Annotated in this window: 9 protein-coding genes; all 9 read right to left on the bottom strand. The window is 75.7% G+C overall.

All coding sequences use genetic code 11. From position 1 onward, the window contains the following. Nucleotides 1-1,261 precede the first annotated feature (1,261 nt). On the bottom strand, nucleotides 1,262-2,485 hold the full coding sequence (locus ACN20G_RS34150; RefSeq protein ID WP_424217134.1) for a lantibiotic dehydratase C-terminal domain-containing protein: 1,224 nt from the start codon (nucleotides 2,483-2,485) through the stop codon (nucleotides 1,262-1,264). 83 nt (nucleotides 2,486-2,568) lie between these two features. Then, nucleotides 2,569-6,144, bottom strand: coding sequence for a lantibiotic dehydratase (locus ACN20G_RS34145; RefSeq protein WP_424217133.1), 3,576 nt, complete (start codon nucleotides 6,142-6,144; stop codon nucleotides 2,569-2,571). 113 nt (nucleotides 6,145-6,257) lie between these two features. Beyond that, nucleotides 6,258-6,446 (bottom strand): thiazolylpeptide-type bacteriocin, encoded by a 189-nt coding sequence (locus ACN20G_RS34140; protein WP_424217132.1) that lies wholly within the window; start codon nucleotides 6,444-6,446, stop codon nucleotides 6,258-6,260. Nucleotides 6,447-6,554: 108 nt separating this feature from the next. Continuing rightward, complete coding sequence (locus tag ACN20G_RS34135; protein WP_424217131.1) at nucleotides 6,555-6,746, bottom strand: thiazolylpeptide-type bacteriocin; 192 nt, start codon at nucleotides 6,744-6,746, stop codon at nucleotides 6,555-6,557. Between the two features lie 701 nt (nucleotides 6,747-7,447). After that, the gene (locus tag ACN20G_RS34130) at nucleotides 7,448-8,968 is read right to left on the bottom strand and encodes a hypothetical protein (protein ID WP_424217130.1); all 1,521 of its coding nucleotides are present in this window, start codon (nucleotides 8,966-8,968) and stop codon (nucleotides 7,448-7,450) included. Continuing rightward, a complete protein-coding gene (locus ACN20G_RS34125; RefSeq protein ID WP_424217129.1) occupies nucleotides 8,965-10,404 on the bottom strand; it encodes an SDR family NAD(P)-dependent oxidoreductase in 1,440 nt (479 codons plus the stop codon). The genes ACN20G_RS34130 and ACN20G_RS34125 overlap by 4 nt, the downstream gene beginning before the upstream one ends. A 64-nt stretch (nucleotides 10,405-10,468) precedes the next feature. Continuing rightward, nucleotides 10,469-11,380, bottom strand: a complete 912-nt coding sequence (locus ACN20G_RS34120; RefSeq protein WP_424217128.1) for a terpene synthase family protein — start codon at nucleotides 11,378-11,380, stop codon at nucleotides 10,469-10,471. Next, complete coding sequence (locus ACN20G_RS34115) at nucleotides 11,377-12,453, bottom strand: polyprenyl synthetase family protein (protein WP_424217127.1); 1,077 nt, start codon at nucleotides 12,451-12,453, stop codon at nucleotides 11,377-11,379. The genes ACN20G_RS34120 and ACN20G_RS34115 overlap by 4 nt, the downstream gene beginning before the upstream one ends. Before the next feature lie 335 nt (nucleotides 12,454-12,788). After that, nucleotides 12,789-13,826, bottom strand: a complete 1,038-nt coding sequence (locus ACN20G_RS34110; RefSeq protein WP_424217126.1) for a Rieske 2Fe-2S domain-containing protein — start codon at nucleotides 13,824-13,826, stop codon at nucleotides 12,789-12,791. Nucleotides 13,827-13,985: the final 159 nt, after the last annotated feature.

Raw genomic sequence — 13,985 nt, 5'->3', positions numbered from 1 at the left:
CCGGCCGAAGGCTCGGCGACCGGGTGGCCGGTGGCCGGACGGTCAACGGGACGCCCGGCCGCGAAATGATCGTCGACAGGGCGGTCGACGGTCAGGCGGTCGATGGTCGGGCGGTCGGCTGGGGACGCGGCGGTGGATTGACCGGCGGCGAGGTGGTCGGCGGTGAGGTGGTCGGGAGTGGCCTGGTTGATGGGGTGGTCGGCCGGGCGCTCGGCGATCGGATGGCCGGCGGAGGGACGGACGACGAGAGGCTCAGCGGTGAGGTGATCGGCAGCCGAGTGGTCGGCGATCGGCTGGTCAACGGCCGGGCAGTCAGCTGCGGACCCGACCGCAAGGTGATCGGCAGCCGGGCGGTCGATGGCCGGGCAGTCGTCGACCAGGGACCCGGCCGCAAGGTGACCGGCGGCAGGGTGATCGGCGATCGGGTGGCCGGCGGCGGAACGGTCGGCCAGAGGCTCAGCGGTGAGGTGATCAGCAGCCGAGCGGTCGGCGATCGGCTGGTCAACGGCCGGGCAGTCAGCTGCGGACCCGACCGCAAGGTGATCGGCTGCCGGGCGGTCGTCGACCGGGGACCCGGCCGCGAGGGGACCGGCGACGGCGTAGTCGGCGATCGGATGGCCGGCGAGAGGCTCAGCGGTGAGGTGGTCGACAGCGGAGTGGTCGGCGGTCGGATGGTCAACGGCCGGGCAGTCAGCTGCGGACCCGGACGCGAGGTGATCGGTGGCAGGACGGTCGACGGCAGGACGGTCGACGGCCGGGGACCCGGCCGCGAGGGGACCGGCGGCAGGGTGATCGGCGGTCGGGAGGCCGGCGGCGGAACGGTCGGCCAGAGGCTCAGCGGTGAGGTGATCGGCAGCCAAGTGGTCGGCGATCGGCTGGTCGCCGGCGGGACGGTCGACGAGAGGCCCGGCCGTGAGGTGACCGGTGGCAGGGTGGTCGGCCGCGAGGGGGTCGGTGGTCGGGGGGTCGACGGGCAGGCCGTCGGCTGCGGACCCGGCCGCGAGGGGATCGGCGGGGGCGTGGGTGGCGATCGGGTGGCCGGCGGCGGGACGGTCGGCCAGAGGCTCAGCGGTGAGGTGATCGGCAGCCAAGTGGTCGGCGATCGGCTGGTCGCCGGCGGGGCCGTCGATGAGGGGCCCGGGCGCGAGGTGATCGGTGGCGGGGTGGTCGGTGGTTGGGTGGTCGACGGGCAGGCCGTCGGCCGGGAGCCCGGCGGTCGGGGGGTGGTTGGCGGCGGGCTTGGGGGTGGGGGTGGTGGGGGTCATGGGGTTTCCTCGACCGTGGCGACGGCCCTCGTCAGTGCGGTGTGCCAGTCGGTGCCGGTCAGGGCGGGCACGGTGCGGATCACCAGGTGGGCAGCGAGGTACCGCTCCAGGGGCTGGACGTCGCAGATGGCCAGCAGCCGGTACAGGGCGTTCGTGGCGGCGCGGTGGATCAGGTAGTCGGGGCGGTCGAACATGGTGCCCTGCGGGTCGGAGCGGCGCAGCAGGTGGTGGAACTCGCTGTAGCCGGTGCGTTCCTCGTGGTTCCAGCGGCGGGCCGTGCCCCGGTCTCCCGTGGCCTCGGCCCGGGCCCGGTAGGCGTCCGGGGAGCCGTGCAGGTCCGCGCCCGCCGCGTGCCGGTCGCGCACGAGGTCCCAGGTGTCGCGCGCGTACTCGGCCCACACCCGTTCCCCGTCCCGCGCGTCGCCGGCGACGATCCGGCCGACGAGGTCGGTGACGGCCGCGGCGAGGGGTTCGGCCTGGCTGGTGAAACGTTCCCGCAACCGGCCGTCCGGGTCCTCGTGGAAGAGGAAGTCCTCCAGGTGCGAGACGTAGGACCAGTGGGCGCCGGCCAGGCCGGCGGGGTGGGCGGCGGCGTGCGCGGCGAGGGCGACGACGGCGAGTTGGACCCGGGCCTGGGCCCGGTCGCCGTGCTCGCCGAGGAACTCGGCGCCGGCGCGCAGGGGGGCCAGGCCGGCGCGCAGGAGGTCCTCGCGCAGGGCGGTCCCGTCCTCGCCGAGGAGGGTGCGGGCGGTGTCGCGGTCGGCGGGTTCGATCCGGACGGTGTTGTCGGCGGCGATCGGCCCGTGGGGGCCGGGGAGGAGCTCGGCGCGGCCGGCGGCCTCGGCGCGGCGGAGCAGTTCGGCGTCGGTGAGGTCGGAGCGCGAGGGGTGCCGGCGCAGCCAGGCCCGCAGGTCGACGGCGGCGGCCTCGGCGGCGGCGTGGACCCGGGCGGGCGGGCCCGTCAACCGCAGGCGCAGGTGCGGGCCGTGCAGCCAGTGGCGTTCCACGTGGGCGTGGAGGCCGTCGGCGGTGAGGGCCTCGGCGAGCGGGAGCACCGCCCCGCGCAGCAGGGGGGCCTTGACGGGGTGGTGGTGAAAGACGACCACGTCCAGGCCGGCGCGCGGCGTGCCGTCCGTCTGCGGCCGGCCTTCGGCCCGGGGCGGGGTCTCGGCGTGTGACGGGGCCTCGGCCCGGGGCGGAGCGGTGTCGGGGGTTCGCACGCCTCGTACGCTTCCTTTCGGCGCTCGTGTCGTCGTCGTGTGGCGGTCCGAGGCCGGACCGAGGGCCGGACCGGGGGGCGGGTTCACCGGCGGCGCCCGGCCCGGTGGATCTCCAGGACCAGTTCGACGGCGTGGGTGGGGTCGGCGGAGCCGCCGGGGGCGGGCAGCGCCTCTTCGAGGACCACGCCGGTGTCGGCGTGCCGGGACAGCCATTTGGCGAGGCAGCGCAGGTGCAGGGCGTTGCCGAGGTCCACGAGGTGGGGTTTGGGGCGGCTGAGTCGGTGCAGGAAGTCGGTGGCGGCCCGGCCGGTGACGGGGCCGCCGGCGGGCTGGAGGAAGAGCTGTTCGGGCAGGTCCAGGAGGGCGCGCCAGCGGGCGACGGTCGCGACGGGCAACGCGTCGGCACCGGCGCCCGCACCCCCACCGGAACCGGAACCGGCACCGGAGCCCGAGCCCGCGCCGGGGCCGGGGTCGGGGTCGGGGCCGGGGCCGGGGCCGGGACGGGAGCCCGAACCCGGGCCGGGAGCAGGGCCCGAACTGGGACCGGCGCCCGCACCCCCACCGGAACCGGAGCCCGGGCCGGGGCCGGGGCCCGAGCCCGGGCCGGGGCCGAGGTCCGAGCCCGGGCCGGGGCCGAGGTCCGAGCCCGGGCCGGGGCCGGGGCCAAGGTCCGGACCGGAACCCGCGCCCGAACCGGGACCGAGGTCCGAACCGGAGCCCGAACCCGGGCCGGGGCCGGGACCGAGGTCCGGGCCGGAGCCCGCGCCCGAACCGGGGCCGGGGCCCGAACCGGAGCCCGAACCCGGGCCGGGACCGGGGCCCGGACTCGCGCCGGGGCCGGGGTTCGGGGTGGTTTCGGCGGCGAGTTCGGCGCGGAGGGCGGCGAGCACCTCCGGGGGCAGCAGCCAGCGGCGGCGGCGGAGCACCAGGTGTCGGTGGCGCAGTCGGGGGGTGCGGGTGACGGTCCCGCCGGGGGCGGGCACGGCGCGGCGGGGCACGAGCGGCCCGAAGTCGACGGCGCCCTCGGGGTGGTCGGCCAGGTGGGCGCCGAGCCGACGCGGCAGCAGCAGGGGGGCGAGGAAGCCCGGGTACAGCACGTCGAGGTCCTCGCCGGTGTCGCGCGCCCGCAGGCGGACCTGGTCGGTCGCCGGATCGTGGACGAGGTCGAGGTCGCCCTCGGCGAGGACCCCCGGGCCGCGGGTGGGGCCGATCTCGTCGGGCACGAGCAGCGGGTGCAGGTTGGCGTTGAAGCCGCCGACCGGGCGGATCTGCGCGGGGCGGGCGCCGGGGCCGAGTCCGCGCCGGATCTCCCGGGAGACCTCGGCGGCGGCGCGCGGGTCGAGGGCGTCGAGGAAACGGCTGGTGAAGCGGCCCCAGCCACCGTACACGTGGTTCACGCACAGCGGCCCGGGGCCGCCGCCGGTGGCCGGCGCGGGGGTGCCGCGTTGGAGGAACCACGCGTAGCCGAGGGGGCGTTCGCGGGTCCAGGCGGGCAGGCGGGCGGGCAGGCCCGTGACGAGGTGGGGCGGCAGCACGACTTCGTCGGCGCTCCCCGACGAGTCGCCCGGCCCGTCGCCCGGCCCCTCGCCCGGCCCGTCATCCGACCCGCCACCCGCCGCGCCCTCGCCCTCGCTCGCGTGCCCTCCCCCGGCCTCGGGCCCGTGGGTCGCGCGGACGAGTTCGGCGCGGAGGTCGGCGAGGGCGTCGACGCCGGTGGGGAACGCGGCCCGGTCGGCGGGGGCGAGGGCCGCGAGCCGCCCGGCCTCCTCCCACGCCTCGGCGATCTCGGCGCCGAACTCCCAGGGGTGCCGGCAGACCCCGCCGACCCCGTGCCGGGCGACGAAGCGGTCACGGACGACGCGGCGCAGCAGGTGCCCCAGGTCGAAGAGTTCGGCGAGGGCGCCGGCCTCCGCGAGGGCCTCGTGATCGGCGTCCTGGAGGAAGCCGCCGACGGGCAGCGGTTCGGGGGCGACGACGTCCTCGGACAGCACGTTCAGGGGCGCCGACACGCTCGGCACGGGCCGGCCCGCGTCGGCCAGCAGCGCCTTCCAGTCCCGGGACAGGCCCGCGAGCAGGGCCGGGCGTTCGGTGGGCGGGGCCGCCGCGAATTCGGCCGTGGCCCGGGCGATCGCCTCGACGGCGGCGGCGCGGGCCGCGTCCTCGGGGTGCGTCGTGCCCAGGGCGCGCAGCCATCGCGCGAGGCCCGCCGTCGGATCCTCGTCCTGGGGCGGCACCGGGTCCCCGGGCACCAGCAGGCCGGCCCGGCCCAGCCGGTCGAGGAAGTCGGCGACGGCCGCCCGACCCTCGTCCGGCCCTTCTCCCCCGCCGCCCTCCCGCAGGGCGGCGGCGAGGAGTTCGGCGACCTCGGGCAGCGGCACGGGGGTCGCGGCGCGTTCGGTGACCAGGGCCAGCGGCCCGCTGCGGGGCAGCTCGACCTCGTCCTCCTCGGCCACGAGGTAGCGGCCGCCGGCGAAGGTGGTGCGGTCGCGCGCGTACGCGGCGCGGCCCTCGTGGACGCGGGCGCTGCTGGTGATCCGGTGCGGGAGGCCGGCGCGGCGGTGCGGGGCGGCCAGCAGCGCGTGGGTGAGGGCGGTGGTCAGGGTGCGATTGACCTTGACGACGGGGTGGAGGGGCCCCGGGAAGAACGGCGCGACACCCCAGGCGGCGACGCCCGTCGCGGGGGCCAGCGCACGGTCGGCGGCCGGCGTGGACGGGGCAGTCGGCGCACAGTCGGCCGTCGGCGTGGACGGGACGGTCGGCGCACGATCGGACGTCGGCGTGGGCGGGGTGGTCGGCGCACGATCGGCCGTCGGCGTGGGCGGGGTGGTCGGCGCACGATCGGACGTCGGCGTGGGCGGGGTGGTCGGCGCACGATCGGACGTCGGCGTGGACGGGACGGCCGGCGCACGGTCGGACGTCGGCGTGGGCGGGGCGGCCAGTGTGGGCGGGGCGGTTGAGGGGCCCCAGCCGACGGCGGTGAACCAGGACAGCGGGCTGGTCTTGGTGCCGGCGCGCAGCGCGTACCGCAGCACCGTGGGCTCCTCCTTGCGGGTCCTGCGGTCGAGGACCCCGGTGCCGGCGCGTTCCACGGCCCGCAGCAGATCGGCGCTGACGAGGGCGACGGCCTTCCCGAGGGCGGGTTCCCGACACAGGGCGGCCAGATCCGCGCGCTCACCGGCGAGCGCCTCGCCCGTGACCGAACCCAACTCAGCCACAACCGAGCCCCGTTGGGCGTCGAGGTCGAGCCAGGCGCGCAGGAGGGGCACGCGGTCCGGCAGGTCGTCGAGGCGGTCGAGCAGGGCGGGCCGGGGGGCGCGGCCGTTGTGCAGGGCCCGGCGCAGCGGCAGCACCACGTCCCGGTGGAAGGCCGCGGGGTGAGCGTCCCGGCTGTCGTACAGGGCGTCGCACAGCGGCCCGAGCAGCCGCGCGGAGTCCGCGTCGATCCGGCGCAGCCGGTCCAGCAGGGCCCGGAACCTCGCGCCCGCCGGCCGTTGGGCCGGGTGCGCGAGGACGGTGGCGCGGACCAGCGCGTAGGGCGCGGAGCGCACCCGGTGCGCGGCCGACGCGGCGTCCCCGGCCCCGGAGCCGGCCCCGGTCCCGGCCCCGGTCCCGGACCCGGCCTCGTCCGGTTCCTCGTCCGGCCGGCGCGGCTGCGACATGGCGGTTCCCTCCTGTCGGTGACGGGGCGCGGCCCCCTCGCCGTGCGCGGGGCACGGCGAGGGGGTCGACGCGGGTGTCACGGTGTGGCGGTGTGGATCCCGGCGGGGAGCGGTCAGACGCTCAGGACGCCGGTGGTGTCCTGCTGGGCACAGGAGGACGAGCCCTGGCAGGAGCAGGAGCCCCACGAGGCCCCACCCTCGGGCAGCGCGACGGTGTCGCGCATCGAGGTGACGGTCAGGTCACCGAGGTCGAGGTCGAGGTCGGCGAGCTCGAAGTCCTGGTGGGAAGGGGTGCGGTCCATGGTGGTCTCCTCGGATCGTGAGGCGGTTTTCGGGGCACGCGCCGGTCGACGCGACCCCGTGGTGCGGGTGGTGCGGTCGTACTGGTGGTGCGGGTGGTGCGGTCTCGGTCAGCCGATGAGTTCGCTGCCGTCCAGCTGCGGCTGGGTACAGGAGGAGGACCCCTGGCAGGAACAGGCGCCCGACGAGGCCCCGCCCTCGGGCAGCGCGACCGTGTCGCGCATCGACGTGACGGTCAGGTCGCCGAGGTCGAGGTCCAGGTCCCGCAGGGCGAACTCGGGGGTGCGTGCACTGTCGGACATGCGTGTCTCCCGTGAAGAGTGGAGGTGCAAGCGGAAGGTGCCGTGACCGGGCGTTCGCGTCCCCCGGGTGCCGTGGTCCGGGCGGGGGCCCGTGGTGCCTCGTCCGGTCGGACCCGGGCGCGGCCGACGGGCCGGCCCGCGACGGGAACGGCTCTGTCGATCGGCTTGATTCGGACCCCGTCCGGCCGTTGACGCGGCCGGGCAAGCACGATCTTCCCCGGCACCCAGGGGCGGATGCAGTGCCAACTCGGCCAAACTTTCGGACACCGGAATCCAGTGATCCGTCCGGTATCGGCCGGCATCCGGAGCCGGGTTCGCCCCCGCACGGCCCCCCACCTGCACACCGGCGCACGCCGGGCCCGCCCGCAGGGGGCACATGCCGGCCGAATGGTCCAGTCGCGGTACGGCCGGTTCCCCACAACTCGCTTTCCAGAGAGCCTCGTTCGCCACGTGGTAACGCCCTGCCACCGACCCCCGGAACGCCCGACCCGCACGACGTGACACCCGCCCGGGACGGCCCACACCGCACCTCCCGAACCGGAACGAAACCCGGCCCGCTCCCCGGCTCACCCCCGCCCGACCCCCGCCCCGTCCACCACACCCCCACCCGCCCACGACCCGGACACCCCTTGCGTCCCGAGCCCCACCCCGAACGGTGCGTTCTCGGCCACGCCGGGTCGGCCGCCGGGGCTCGTGCGGGTTCAGGCCCGGGGTGCCGGCCGGCCGGGGCCGTCGGGGCGTTCGATGCGGGCGAGGGCCGTGTGGTGGAGGACCGGGACCAGGGGGCGCAGACAGTAGAGGGTCTTGCCGAGCCACAGTGCCCGGTGTTCGGGTCGGTGGGCGGTGAGGTGGGTGTGGGCTCGGTCGAGGGCCTCGTCGATCCGGGGCGTGGGGGCGTGGGTTCGGGCCGCGGTCGCCAGGCCGTGGACGGCGTATCCGGTCTCCTCCGCCGTGGATCCGTGCAGGCCCCAGCCGCCGTCGGGGTTCTGGGTGGCCAGGAGGTTCCGGGTGGCCTGTCGGCAGAGGGACCGGGCGAGGGGGTGGTCGATGCGGGCGGTGACGCGGGCGAGTTCTCCGTCGGGGTAGTGGGGGGAGAGGTGCCATTTGCACAGGGGGCGGCCCCGGGTCGTGGTGCGGTCGAGCCACCGGAGGACCTCGGTGAGGCGTTCGTGGCGTTCTTCGAGGGCGAGTACGGCCGCGACGTGGATGTTGGTGGTGATCGAGGCGTCGTGTTCGAAGCGGTAGGTGCGGTAGCAGCCCTGGTCGGGTGCGTACAGCGGGTCGAGGTTCTCGGTGCCGGGGATCTCGCGGCCCAGGTGGTGGGCGGCGAGCATGGCGCAGGACGTGGTGTCGCTGTCGCCGGGGATGGCGAGTCCGCCGCCCACGGTGCCGACGGCGCACAGGAGGCCCGACGGGTGGCGCAGGTCGGTGCAGAGCGCGTCGGTCTCGGCTCGGGTGACGGTGCGGGCGGTCCGTGCCTCGTGTTCGAACATGGTGGTCCAGGCGGTGGTGAAGTGCGGGACCCAGTCGAGGTAGGGCGTGAGCGTCGGGCGTGAGTGGAGGTAGTCGCGCAGTCGGTCGAGGAGCGGGGCCGGGGCCTTGACCTCGAAGTGTTCCGTGTGGAGGAGGAAGAGGGCGGACGCGGCGGGGGCGTTGGCGAGGGATCCGTTGGGTACCTGGAAGGCTTCGAGGAAGGCGGCCGCGTCGACGGCCTCGTCGCCGTAGACGCGTTCGGCGCAGTAGCCGGCGATGGACCGGTCGGGGTCCAGGAAGTGGTCCCATGCACGCATCCGTCGCCATTTCTCGCGCTCTCGCGCGATGACGGACCGCACGGGTGCGGGATGTGCGGGGACGGGCCGGCCGGTGTGGTGGGCGAACCGGTCCAGGGCGTCGACGAGTCCGCCGAAGGTCAGGGTCTCCAGCGCCTCGCCGGGGGTCTCGGGGACGAGCGTCGGCAGGGCGGCCAGGGCGGGTTCGGCGAGGGTGCGCTCGCCGGCGTGGTGCAGGGCGAGGGCGGCGGCGTAGGTCGACAGGTAGGCGTCGTACCAGCTGGTCCCGGGCGGCGCGCCCCAGGTGAGGGGGGTCGTGCGCCGGTCGATGAGCCATTGGACGCGGGCGGACCTCTGGGGTCCGTCGATCAGGGACAGCACGGCGATGTCGTAGGTCGAGGGCGTCAGTTCGTCGGGGCGGGTGAGGGGCGTCGTGACGGGGTTGGGCGTCATGGGGTTCTCCGAGGGGGGTCGGGGCGGTCGGCGGCGGGCCCGGGTGGTCGGGCGCGGAGGTGGAAGACCCGCAGGTCCCGTCCGCTGCGGTCGGCGTACGCCCGGTAGCCGGGGTAGCGGGCGAGGAAGCGCTGCCAGATCTCCTCGCGTTCCGGCCCGTCGACCGGGCGGGCGATGACCGGGATCACGCGGCCGGCGATCGTGATGCCGGCCCGTGGGGTGCGCAGGAGGTTGGTAGTCCAGGCGGGGTGTTCGGGGCGGCCGAAGTTGGATCCGACGACCGCGTATCCGTCCCGGTGGACGACGTGGATCAACGGGGATCGGCGGGGGCGGCCCGATCGGGAGCCGGTCGACGTCAGCAGGAGGGTGGGCACGCCCAGGGGGCGCACCAGGCTCCAGCGGCCGTCGCTGTGGTGGTGGAGCAGGCGGTCGACGGGAACGACGACGCGGCGCATGGTCTCGCCGGCGAGGGCGGAGGCCGCCACGCGTTCGGACAGCCGGGCGGCGAGGCGGGCGAGTGGGCGGGGGGTCGGGGTCGGTGCGGGGGTGGCGTGCGCGAGGCCCGGGGGCGGCGGCTGCGGATGCGGGCGGGGCGGGTGCGGGGCGGCGCGGGCGGGGCCGCCGAGGCGGGCGGCTCTGGTCAGGACGCCCGGGGCCAGTGCGTAGGCCCGGTAGACCCACCTCACGTATCCGGGGACGTCCACGACCGGCCGTCGGTGGACGATGCCGTCCAGTACCGCCTCGGCGACCTGTCCGGGCGTGGCGGCCGGCAGGAGGTCGGCGAGGCGGGGCAGCCGGCTCCAGGGGACGTGCTCGGCGAAGAAGTCGGTGCCCGTGACCGTTCCGGGCCGCACGACGGTGACGTGGATCGGGGACGCGTGGAGTTCCTCGGCCAGGACGTGGGAGTAGGCGTGGACTGCGGCCTTCATCGCCGCGTAGGCGGCGGAGGGGCCCTGGACGAAGACGATGCCGGCGGAGGAGCCCATGGTGACGATGTGTCCGCCACCCGCCGCGCGCATCAGGGGCAGTGCCGCCTTCACCCCGTGGAGCAGGGCGTCGTATCCGGTCCGCATGGTGCGTTCCGCGTCCTCGACGGTCATGTCCTCCACGTCGCGCCACTGGGTGAAGGCCGCGTTGTTCACGAGGATGTCCAGCCGCCCTTCCGCGGCGTGGACGGCGGTGACGCACCGGGTGAGGGCGTGCCCGTCGCCGACGTCGAGTTCGTGGAAGGTCACGGCGCCGGCGGCGGTCTCGGCCCGCAGCTCGTCACGGGCGGCGGCGATGTTGCGCGGGGAGATGTCGACGGCGTGGACGCGTGCGCCCCGCAGCAGGAGGGCGCGGGTGACGGCGAGACCGATGCCTTGTGCCCCACCCGTCACCAGGCACACCGTGCCTGCGAGACGGGCCGGTTCGCGGGCCGGGAAGAGTGGATGCATGGGGGTGGTCCTGGTTCCGTGCGGGATTCGGCGGGGGTGCGAAAGGGGTTCGGGACCCTCGGTGTCAGTGGCCGAGGTCTCCGTGTCGGTACTGGCGCACGGACCACAGGAGTTGGCGTTCCAGGGCCAGCGCCGCCGGGCAGCCCGTCGCGGTGCGGGGACGGAGGGACTCGCGGCAGTCGGTCAGGAGCCGGTGGACGCGTCGGCGTGCCGTCCGCGGGGGCAGGCCGAGGAGGATCGCGTTGAGGGTGCCCTCGTCGCGTTCCCGTGCGACGCCGCTGAGGTCGTTGGCGAGTCTCGTGGCGAGCGAGGCCACCCGGCACGCCTGCCGCAGGTCGGCGGCGCCGGCGGCCTCCTCGCCGACGGCCGGGTCGGACCACAGGGCCAGGACGACGAGGGCGAAGCCGATGCTCCCTCGTGCGTGGTGGAGGTATGCGTCGAGGGTGGGGGCCGGGTGGCCCAGGGACATGCGTCGTGCGGCACGGAACTCGAAGAGGGTGCCGTCCAGGGCGGCGAGGGCCGCGTCCTCCCACACCGGCGCGAGGACGGCGCCGTTCGGGCCGGACAGGAGGTCGTGTCGGATGCCGGCGAGGGCCCGGGCGAGCGGGTCCGCGCCGGGTGTGGAGCCCACCGCCACGGCGCGCAAGTGAGCGAGGCCGCGTTCCACCGCGTGCGGTCGGGCGTCGGGTCCGTCGGTCCGGGCGTCGAGGGCGAGCGCCCACAGGGCGGTGCGTCCGGCGAGGAAGCAGACCTCGGGGGGCGACCACGGGGCCGCGAACGCCGGGATCATGGCGGCCAGGGGTGCGGCCCTCGGGTCGAAGGGGGCGCCGAGCCCGCGTGCCCAATCGCCGAGGGAGGCGGCGGTCCGCAGCGTCATGGCTCCCGCGTCGGCCGAGGCCGACGGGTCGAGCAGCTCGTGCGTCCGCGCGGGCGTGGGCCTGCCGGGCCTGCCGGTCGTGCCCGGGGCATCGATCACGTGGCCCTCCGGGTGGCGGTGTCCGCGTGGTCGCGCAAGAGCTCCCGGGCCGCGGGGTGGAGTCGGGCGCCGGTGTCGAGGAGGCTCAGGGCCTGCCGGCGGCGCCGGTCGATCATGTCCTCGACCGTGCGGCGGGCACCGCAGGCCGTGAGGATCTCGCGCACCTCCTCGGCGAGCGTCTCGTCCAGGTCGGGGCGGCCCAGGAGTCGGGACAGGCGCCGCCGGTGCGCGGGGGTCGCGTCCCTCCGGGCGAGGGCGACGAGGACCGTGTGCTTGCCCTCGCGCAGGTCGTCGAGACGGGACTTGCCGGTGACCTCGGGGTCGCCGAACACCCCGAGCAGATCGTCCCGGAGTTGGAACGCCTCCCCCAACGGCAGCGCGTAGGAGCTGAGTTCGTCCAGCAGGCTCGGCTCTGCGCCCGCGAGCATCGCGCCGAGGTGCAGGGGTCGTTCGACGGTGTACTTGGCGGTCTTGTGGCGGATGACGTCGAGGGCGGTCTCCACACTCGCCCGGGGATCGTTCGCCGTCATCACGTCGAGGTACTGGCCGCCCACGATCTCGGTGCGCATCGCGTCGAGGACCGGGCGCACGGCGGCCAGTTGGGCGGGATCCAGACCGGAGGAGTGGAATATCTCGTCGGACCAGACCATCGCCAGGTCGCCCAGGAGGACGGCCTTGCCGACCCCGATCCGGGCCTCGGCCCCGGTCCGGGGGCCGTCGGGCCCGCCGGGGGCCAGGGCGCGGTGGAGGGTGGGCCGGCCCCTGCGGGTGTCGGAGTCGTCCATGACGTCGTCGTGGACGAGGGCGAACGCGTGGAACAGCTCCAGGGACGCGGCGGCCCGCACCACCGGGGGTGGGGGGTGGTGTCCGGTGACGGCGACGTACCCCAGGCACAGCATCGTCGGTCTCAGGCGTTTCCCGCCGGTCAGGACGAACTCTCCGAGGGTGGCCACGGCCTGGGTCAGACGTGGATCGGCGTAGTGGGGTCGGGCCAGGAAGGTGTGGAGCGTCCGCTCCACCTGGGCCCTGATGTGGACGAGTGAGATCGGGGTGGGGGCGGTCGGGGCGGTCATGGCGCGCCTCCGTAGGAGGTGGGTACGGGACTGTCGAGGTCGGGCCGGCCGTTCGGTCGGTTCAGTCGCTCGGGGCAGGGGGCCGCCCGGGCTCGGGTGCGGGTGCCGTGCTCGAATGGAGGGCGACGAAATATGGGGCCTCGGGGGCATCGCCTGGCGCAGATTCGATTCTGCTGTTCCTGCCGCGGACACGGACGGATCCGGTGCCGGGGATCGGGGCTCGCCTCGCGAGGCATCTCCCGGAGGGGACCTCGGGCGCGCGGCCCGCCGAGGGCGGAGCGGGGCGTCTCGCAGGCCCCTCGGCGCGAGGGGCGTGGCGATCGGAGGGCTGCGGCCTAGCCTTCGGTGTAGAACTGCCGCGCCCAGTCGCGGTATTGCAGGATCGGGCCGTCACCCTCGGCCAACTTGGGGTGTTCCAGGTGGATCTTGTTGCTCCAGATGCGGCCGTCCCTGCGGATGTCCCAGGCGAGCAGACGCAGCAATGCCTTCGCGGTCAGCCTGTTCACGGCCGAGGCCGCCGCACGCCCCGCGGTCGGTCGCGCGGACACCGCGACGCGAAGGGCGAGTCGGCCGGGGCCGATCGGGGTGGCGAGGCCCCACAGGTGGCAGTCGACCCCGGTGACGGGATGCCTCGTCTCGGTCCGGGAGAACCCCATTCCCTGCACGGAGACGGTCATCTCCGCGGCCAATCCGGCCGTGGCCACGAACACCCCTTGCCCCGGGGTGTACCGCATGGAGACCCCGGCACGTGTCCCCTCGAACACGGCGGGCCGGGTGACGGTGGCCGAGACCCCGTGCACCGGGGCGAAATGCCCCTGGTCGAAGACGTTCTCGTAGACGTCCTGGGGATGGTCCCTCAGGTGGATCACGTGGGACCGCGGGGGCTCGAACTCTCCGGGCGCCAGGGGCTCGATCTCCCACGAGGGGGCCTCACCCCGTGCGTGCCACCAGACCATGACGAAACCGTCGACCTCACGGCACTCCAGGGGCGCCACGCGCGCCTTCGGCGGCGGTGGTGTTCCGTAGCCGGTCGCCACGCAGGTGCCGTCCGGGCCGAACCGGAAGTGGTGGAAGGGGCAGCGGATGGTCTCGCCGACCACCGTGCCGCCGTGGCCCAGGTGAGCGCCCAGGTGCGGGCAGAAGGGACGGACCGCCCGTACGGTTCCTCCGGCGGTGCGGTAGAGCACGACGTCCTCGTCCATCAGACGCCGCGTCAGCACGCGGCCCGGGCGCAGCTCGCCGGCGTCGGCCAGGCCGAACCAGCCGTTGGGGTACGGAATCGCCGGTGACGCCCGTTCCCGTTGTTCCCTCGCTTCTCTCCGTTCTCTCCGCTCGGTTCTGCGCGCCGCCAACGGGTGGTTCCACCTGTTCACGACCTGTCCTCCCTGTGCCGACACCGATGAGGTCGATACGCGCCCCGACCGCTCTCGGTCCGGTCCGGAGGGGCGGATTCCTCCATGGTGCGCAGCGCTCCCCCGCGCGTCCACAGGCCACGTGTCCCCCACACGGAGGGCGCGCGGGCGGATCGGCGC

Origin of the sequence: Streptomyces dryopteridis (assembly GCF_049606955.1) — a bacterium.
Classification (GTDB): Bacteria; Actinomycetota; Actinomycetes; order Streptomycetales; family Streptomycetaceae; genus Streptomyces.
The sequence above is the reverse complement of the archived record's forward strand: the minus strand, read 5'-3'. Positions and strand labels throughout refer to the sequence as shown.

Coding starts and splice junctions, on each gene's coding strand:
- ACN20G_RS34145 (WP_424217133.1), bottom strand. CDS start 6,144: ATGTCGCAGCCGCGCCGGCCGGACGAGGAACCGGACGAGGCCGGGTCC.
- ACN20G_RS34140 (WP_424217132.1), bottom strand. CDS start 6,446: ATGGACCGCACCCCTTCCCACCAGGACTTCGAGCTCGCCGACCTCGAC.
- ACN20G_RS34135 (WP_424217131.1), bottom strand. CDS start 6,746: ATGTCCGACAGTGCACGCACCCCCGAGTTCGCCCTGCGGGACCTGGAC.
- ACN20G_RS34130 (WP_424217130.1), bottom strand. CDS start 8,968: ATGACGCCCAACCCCGTCACGACGCCCCTCACCCGCCCCGACGAACTG.
- ACN20G_RS34125 (WP_424217129.1), bottom strand. CDS start 10,404: ATGCATCCACTCTTCCCGGCCCGCGAACCGGCCCGTCTCGCAGGCACG.
- ACN20G_RS34115 (WP_424217127.1), bottom strand. CDS start 12,453: ATGACCGCCCCGACCGCCCCCACCCCGATCTCACTCGTCCACATCAGG.